Raw genomic sequence first — 5928 nt, forward strand, 5'->3', positions numbered from 1 at the left:
TGCGTTCTTTTTATACCCGGGCGCCCCCCCCCCCCCACCCCCCACCCCCCCCCCCCCCACGGGGGGGGGGGGGGGGGGGGCGGGGGGGGGGGGGGGGGGGGGTGGGGCCCCCCCCCCCCCCCCCCCACGGGCCTGGCCGTGAGACGAGGCCAGGACATCGCGTCCGGTTCTGCCGGGCCAGGGGACTGCTGGGCGACCAGGTGACGCTCGGCCAGGGGGCCGCCTTCGATGCGTAAAGGCAGTCGCCCCTGCCCTCGACGGGTGCCTGCGCAGGCGCCACCGGTCCTGCGCAACGGAAGATCAGGAAGCCTCGGTGCGCAGCCGTACCGCGTCACGCGACTGCGCAGGATCCTCGGTTGGTTGCGCAGCCCGATTGCGCATCGCCCATCCAGCGCTGCGTGCCGGTTGCGCAGTCGGGTTGCGCAAGGTGCACACTAGGGGTGAAGAGGGCGTGGTCGGCCCAGACCATGAGCCCGACCACGGCAGCTAGACGGCTCCGTTGCCGGATCGTGACAGGTGGTCGGGGCTCATGGCCGTCAGCCTGGTCGGGGGCACTGGATGAGCTGACGGGATGGACCGCGCGCACGCCTCCTTAACTCAGCGCCCCCGGCCACCGCACGCCCGCCCGCTCGCCCCAGGGCCTCAGGGCGGCTCGCTCATGGTGCGCGAGGGATCGCAATGAGCCGCTTCGGGGCGGGGGTCCGGCGCGGGGTGATGGGGGCGGACCAGTTCACCCAGATCGCCAACGGCTTGTTCCGGGATACCAGGTTGTCCTTCAAGGCGAACGGGCTGTTCGGACTCATCAGTACGCACCGGGACGGCTGGCGGTTGACCGTCACCGACCTGGCGCGCCGCGGCCGCGACGGCGAGGCGGCTGTGAAGAGCGGGCTTAAGGAGCTTCGAAAGCACGGCTTTCTGCTGAGGGAGCGCGAGCGCAACCGGGATGGCACCCTCGGTGCGGCCGCGTACGTCATCACCGACCTGCCCAGCTTGGAAAACAGCAGGTCCGGGCCGATGTCGGGTTTTCCACCGGTGGATAACCCGACGTCGGTTCATCGGCCCACTAAGAACACCAACAGAAAGAACACCAACAAGCAGAACACCAGATCCCTCCGTCCGTGCCCCAGCCAAGCCACGCGAGCACCAGGACGGACGGACCGGCCGGACACGCCGAAGCCCGCGCCGGCGGCGGATGCGATGCACCCGGGGATCCAACTGCTGCTCGAACTCGGAGCGGCTCGCCCCGAACTCCTCCTGACCAGACAGGCGCTGACGGACCAGGGCCGCGTCGTGACCGTGATGCTTCAGGCCGGCTGGAGCAGCGAGCAACTGCGGCACGTCATCGCTGGCCGGCCGCTGCCGAAGCCGGTGCGCACCTCCGTCGGCGCGATCATCGCCGCCCGGCTCCGCGCCGCCCAGGCCTACCCGCCACCCGCCACCGCCGCCGGCCGGCACGACGGGCCCTCGCTCCAGGAGCCATTCGCACCCTCTGACCGCCGGTCGTCGGCGGCGCCGGCCGCCCGCACCGTGAGCGAAGCCCTCACCTACCGGGCCCTCGTCGAATGCGCGGGCTGCGGCCGCCCCGGAGCCGCCCCCGGCGAAGACCTCTGCCCGGCCTGCCTGGGCTGGCCGCTGTGCCGCACCTGCCCGGGCCCCACACGCAAGCGTGCCCATCCCGATGGCGACGGCCGCTGCACCACCTGTGCGTCCGCCCTGACCAGTCCTTTGGAAGCGAGCACCGAATGACGGAAACGGCTCACACACCGCCCCGGATGACACCCCAGCCGCCTCTGTGTCCCTTCGCCTGCGATCCCCGACGGTGGGAGGCGGAACAGGAGCGTGCGCTGCGGACCGGCCACGTCTGCCGCGACACGGCATGCACCGGCACGTGCGAGCCCGTACTCGTGTACGAGCGCACCGGGTGGGGGTGGCTGGCCTGGACCGTACCCGGTGACGGCACTCTGCCCGAGCGCCCAAAGAATTACCGTCGCCGTGGGGGTCATCAGCCTCTTCGCGGCCCTGTTCGCCCTGAACCGCGGCGCCCCTGCCGACATCGTGCTGCCGGCGATGCTGCTCGCACCCCTGCTCACCGAGTACCTGCCCGACCGCCTCGACGAACGGGCCGGCGAACACGTCCGCGTTGTGGAAGACAGCGCGGCCTGCCAGTACCTGCAGCGTCTCGCCGCCCTGCACACCTACCTCGTCCAAGCCGCCGCCGACAACGACCGCTACGCGCTGCGCCGTTCGGCCGAGATCGGCCAGCACCTGCTGTGGGACGCCGCCGGCCTGCTCCAGGATCAGGAAACCCGCAATGTCTCGGCTCAACTCATCGATCACGAACGGCTGATGGTCCAGCTCGCCAGCCAAGTCACCCAGACCCTGGAGCGCATCCGCACCGAGGCCCGCTCCGGCGAAGAGAACCAGCCCGGCGAGCACGAGGCGCGGCTGGGCCCGTACCCGCCCAGCCTTACGCGCACGACCTCGCCAACGCCCCGCCGCACGCCCGGCACGCCAGCACTGAAGGGAGAGCGCCCCATGACCCAGGCCCAGCCCGACAACGCGATGCGCACCACGGACGTCTACCTGCTCTTCGCACACGAGCCGTATTACCCCGGCGACGGTGTGCAGGAGATCAACACCACCGTGGTGGCCGCCGCCTCCCTGCTGCACCCGCAGGTGCGCCAGCCCGACGGCGTCCGCATCCACGACCTCCTCACCCGTGGTCGTCGAACGGGCGAGATCATCCCGCTGGCCGCCCTCACCCACGAATTGGGCGGCGGTGCCGACTGGCCCAAGGTCGGCGACTGGGAGGGCGTCACCACCGACCTGGTCCAGCTCGTCCACGCAGAGCGGTGCGACGCCCTCAGCCTCGGCCTGCCTGAGATCGCGCGGGCCCTGCTGTGTACAGGGCCGCACAACCACGTCCGCGCCTACGACGCCGTAGCCGACGACTTCCTCGTCTACGGGGACACGGAGCGCGATGCGGTCCTTGCAGAAATCGGCAGGTACCTCACCGAGCTCGTGGCCGAGCAAGCCCTCTGGCCCGGCGACGGTCTGCTGCCTCCGCTCACCGACCAGGTATGAGACCGCTGAGAGCGGAACCCCGGGTCCCCGACCAAACCCCGACCACGAGACCCCGACCATGGTCACGGCGGGAAGCAGCCCCATGGCCGGGGCCGTGGTCGGTGCTTGGTACGGCAGTCGGACTTCGTGATCTGACTCAGCCCGACGCGGTGAGTACTGGCGTCTTCGCTGGTGAGACCAGTGCATGCCGAGTCGGCCCTAGCTGACAGGCCACACGCTTGGGCCGCCCGCTCGTACGTAGTCGGCATATTCGTCCATGCCGAGGCCGCGGTTCATCCATCTGCTCCGGACCGCCCCGGTCAGCGACTCTGCCAGCTCGAGCGCCCCCAGCGGCTCGGATGCGATCCCGAGTTCACAGAAGGGCATATCCTCGTCGTCCTCATGCGGGTAGAGGAACGGTGCAAGCTCGTAGAGATTCCGCTGTCCCTGGTAGCCGTCGGCCCGATCCACGCCGCCGTACAGCGTGATCACGTAGCCATGCTCCCGCGGCCAGATCTCCACCCATGCGACGCCCCGCTCGCCGTTGTGCTCCTTCGGCCCGAGGAACTGCTCGATCTCTGCTCCACGACGCAGTGCCCCGACGGCGAACACTTCAACCAGATAACGCATGCCACCACCGTAAACGGGAGGTCTGACAGCAGAAGCCGACGATGCCGGCGTCGATCAGACCGCCCCGTGATCATCATGGTGAGACTCAAGTTGAATATGGGCGGCCTGCGCAGCGGGCCGCCGCCGTCCACGCCCACCAGCAGGCCGCGATGCCGGAGTTGCTGGAGGGCTGCACGACGGATCCGGCGACGTGGCTGCGCACGCCGGAGAACCTTGTTCGGTTCGCCGCCTTCACACGCGAGGCCGATGCACGCCGCCGCGCCATCGCCGACCGCCAGCAGTCGGAGCAGCCCACCGACGCCGTCGGCCCTGCCGACCAGCGGCAGCACTACACGCCCCGGCCAGACCAGGTCAGGGGAGCAGGCCGCACCCGCTGAGGGATGCTGATGGCGCCAGGCGGAAGAGGAAGTCGCCGCCCGCGCGGAAGCGGAGGCGAACAGGCCTCGTGGCATCTCCCCGTTTCGGGGATCGGCTGCGGCTCCAGGCACTGCCTTCGACTGAGTCCGTGCTGGCTCGGAACTCAAGCCGCGTGGTTGGACAGCGTGGGAATGGTGTCCGGGGGGCGGGGCACATGAGTCGGTGTAAGACGCATGCGAATGGTGGTTGCAAGGGAGGCTTGTGATGCTCATGGCGCACCCGGCCGTGTTGAAGAACTTGATTGAGCAGTACGAGACGCTGCGTGTCCTGCATGCGGAAGAGGGGCATGAGGAGGTGCGGCGGCGGATGGACGACATTGCTTACACGCTGTGTGTGTCGACCGGTACCAGCGATATCGACGCCGCTCTCATCGCAGCCCAGCACCGGCTGCCCGGTGCCCGGGTCGAGGACGACTCCCTCCTTGCAACCTGACTGCTTCGCTGGTCGGTCGGGGTCAGTTGAGATTGAGGTGGATCACTTCGCCAGTGACGGGCATGAGGCATCGGCTCTCACTGCAGGCCCCGTAGCTGACGACCACGTCGGCTTGGTGGGAGCCGGTTTGCCGGACCGGCATGGTGAACGTCACGGGGCCGTCCGGATAGACGGGAATCTCGCTCTGGAGGCCCGTTGGTCGAAGGAGCCGGGTCACGAGGTTCGCTGACGGCGGCTTGCCAACAGCGGTGAGATCGCCGTGGACGGAAAGCCTGGTGGGGATGCCCAGTCCGTCGACACCTTGTGAGGGGAGGTCGATGCTGTAAATGTGGAAGCCAGGCTGTTGTGGGCTGAAGGTTGCCTGCAGTTCGCGCTGACCGTTGGCTGCAGGCAGCAGCGTGACAGTGACCGTGACTCCGTTGGCCGTGGCGTGCTCTGTGGGTTCAGGGACTCGTTTTTCGCCGCAGCCGCTGAGGATGAGAACTGCTGCTGCGGCTGAGCCGAGGGCGACACTGCGCCAACGTGGGGTGGTCACTGGCTTCCGCTGGGCGACCAGCGAGTCAGGAACGCGCTGACCTGGCTCGGCTCCATGGTTCGGGCGTTGGAGAAGGAACCGTCGTTGGTGGCGGTCCGCAGGGTGCCGTCGGACTTCAGGACGACCAGGGCCGGAATCCCGCTGGTGCGCAGATTGACGTACTGGCTGGCGAGACCGAGGTTGTGATTGAACTGGCCCACATCGACGGCGACCGCGACGTAGCCCTTCTGCAGCAGCGGTTCGACCTGGGCCGAACGGAACATCACATCCAGAGTCCTGCAGTCCGGACACCAGTTGGCGCCGAAGTCGATCAGCACTTCCCGATGGTCCTTTACCGCTTCCGCAAGGGCTGCCTTGATGTCGTCCTTCGCGTTGCGGGTGGCATCGTATCCGTCGGGGAGGGCTTGAGCGGTTGCCGATGCTGCCGCTGGACTGGGGCTGCTGCCGGTAGACCCTGTCGCGGTGGGCGTCGTCGCCGTGGCAAGCGGGGCCTGGGAGGTGGTGGTACTGCTCGAAGCACACCCTGCGGTGAGCGCAACGGTTGATATCGCGGCCGCCAGTACAAGGCGTATTCGGCGCATGGGGTTCCCCTCACGTAAGTGATCAGTCGCAGGAGGATAGCGGTAGTCGGAGTCCAGTTCTCACCCGGCTTGGTGACAGCCTTTGTGCCCATGCGCCTGGGTAGGCCACGCACGATCGGCCTCTTGCCTGGCCCCTCTCGGCTGAGCCGGATCGAGCAGGCGAACGGCCCGTGGAGGACACCCCCGGGTGTGCTCCACCGGCCGCGGTGGCACCGGGGTGGCGGGTCCCCCACCTGGGCGTGGGGGGGGGCGGCGCGGGGGGGCGGGCCG

General features: G+C 69.0%; 7 protein-coding genes. 4 read left to right on the forward strand and 3 right to left on the reverse strand.

Features of this window, described 5'->3' with window-relative positions; genetic code table 11:
• The first annotated feature begins 678 nt into the window (after positions 1-678).
• The gene (locus tag ACIBJF_RS51575) at positions 679-1746 is read left to right on the forward strand and encodes a hypothetical protein (protein ID WP_399184824.1); all 1068 of its coding nucleotides are present in this window, start codon (positions 679-681) and stop codon (positions 1744-1746) included.
• 246 nt (positions 1747-1992) lie between these two features.
• The gene (locus ACIBJF_RS51580) at positions 1993-3084 is read left to right on the forward strand and encodes a hypothetical protein (protein WP_399184825.1); all 1092 of its coding nucleotides are present in this window, start codon (positions 1993-1995) and stop codon (positions 3082-3084) included.
• Between the two features lie 198 nt (positions 3085-3282).
• Here the strand turns inward: ACIBJF_RS51580 and ACIBJF_RS51585 are convergent, their stop codons facing one another.
• A complete protein-coding gene (locus tag ACIBJF_RS51585) occupies positions 3283-3693 on the reverse strand; it encodes a hypothetical protein (protein WP_399184827.1) in 411 nt (136 codons plus the stop codon).
• Between the two features lie 149 nt (positions 3694-3842).
• On the opposite strand from ACIBJF_RS51585, the gene ACIBJF_RS51590 reads away from it, so the two are divergent.
• Both ACIBJF_RS51590 and ACIBJF_RS51595 read left to right on the forward strand, forming a co-directional pair.
• Complete coding sequence (locus ACIBJF_RS51590; RefSeq protein ID WP_399184828.1) at positions 3843-4070, forward strand: hypothetical protein; 228 nt, start codon at positions 3843-3845, stop codon at positions 4068-4070.
• Positions 4071-4314: 244 nt separating this feature from the next.
• On the forward strand, positions 4315-4542 hold the full coding sequence (locus ACIBJF_RS51595; protein ID WP_399184829.1) for a DUF5133 domain-containing protein: 228 nt from the start codon (positions 4315-4317) through the stop codon (positions 4540-4542).
• A gap of 22 nt (positions 4543-4564) precedes the next feature.
• Here ACIBJF_RS51595 and ACIBJF_RS51600 read toward each other — a convergent pair whose 3' ends face one another.
• Both ACIBJF_RS51600 and ACIBJF_RS51605 read right to left on the reverse strand, forming a co-directional pair.
• Positions 4565-5077 carry a hypothetical protein gene (locus ACIBJF_RS51600; RefSeq protein ID WP_399184830.1) on the reverse strand — a complete coding sequence of 171 codons (513 nt, stop codon included), beginning with the start codon at positions 5075-5077 and terminating at the stop codon, positions 4565-4567.
• Complete coding sequence (locus ACIBJF_RS51605) at positions 5074-5658, reverse strand: thioredoxin family protein (RefSeq protein WP_399184831.1); 585 nt, start codon at positions 5656-5658, stop codon at positions 5074-5076. The genes ACIBJF_RS51600 and ACIBJF_RS51605 overlap by 4 nt, the downstream gene beginning before the upstream one ends.
• Positions 5659-5928 lie beyond the last annotated feature (270 nt).

The organism is Streptomyces sp. NPDC050743 (assembly GCF_044456925.1).
Taxonomy (GTDB): Bacteria; Actinomycetota; Actinomycetes; order Streptomycetales; family Streptomycetaceae; genus Streptomyces.

What these genes read in the sequence shown, in the direction of transcription:
- ACIBJF_RS51575 (WP_399184824.1), top strand. Translation starts at nt 679, where the DNA reads ATGAGCCGCTTCGGGGCGGGGGTCCGGCGCGGGGTGATGGGGGCGGAC.
- ACIBJF_RS51585 (WP_399184827.1), bottom strand. Translation starts at nt 3,693, where the DNA reads ATGCGTTATCTGGTTGAAGTGTTCGCCGTCGGGGCACTGCGTCGTGGA.
- ACIBJF_RS51590 (WP_399184828.1), top strand. Translation starts at nt 3,843, where the DNA reads ATGCCGGAGTTGCTGGAGGGCTGCACGACGGATCCGGCGACGTGGCTG.
- ACIBJF_RS51595 (WP_399184829.1), top strand. Translation starts at nt 4,315, where the DNA reads ATGCTCATGGCGCACCCGGCCGTGTTGAAGAACTTGATTGAGCAGTAC.
- ACIBJF_RS51605 (WP_399184831.1), bottom strand. Translation starts at nt 5,658, where the DNA reads ATGCGCCGAATACGCCTTGTACTGGCGGCCGCGATATCAACCGTTGCG.